The organism is Acinetobacter sp. CFCC 11171 (assembly GCF_003268405.1).
GTDB lineage: Bacteria > Pseudomonadota > Gammaproteobacteria > Pseudomonadales > Moraxellaceae > Acinetobacter > Acinetobacter amyesii.
The window spans coordinates 1-324 of record NZ_LQXP01000128.1 but is presented as its reverse complement, the minus strand read 5'-3'; the positions used below and the strand labels follow the sequence as shown (position 1 = coordinate 324).

Below are 324 nucleotides of genomic sequence, written 5' to 3'. Positions count from 1 at the left end.
GATGTCAAAGCATTTGAATGGTATAGCAAGGCAGCTGCTCAGGGCGATCCATCTGCGCAATTTAACCTTGGGGAAATGTATGAGTACGGTCGAGGTGTACAGAAAGATGATGTCAAAGCATTTGAATGGTATAGCAAGGCAGCTACTCAAGGAGATGTAGATGCGCAATTTAACCTTGGGCTAATGTATCTCAATGGTCAGGGCGTACAGAAAGATGATGTCAAAGCATTTGCGTGGTATAGCAAGGCAGCTGCTCAGGGTGATCCATCTGCGCAAAGAGCCCTTGGGCTAATGTATCTCAACGGTCGAGGTGTACAGAAAGAT

At 46.3% G+C, this 324-nt stretch carries 1 protein-coding gene; it reads left to right on the top strand.

Translation table 11 applies throughout. From position 1 onward, the window contains the following. A partial coding sequence (locus AVJ20_RS18170) for a tetratricopeptide repeat protein (protein ID WP_162689827.1) occupies positions 1-324 on the top strand: 324 nt, incomplete at both ends.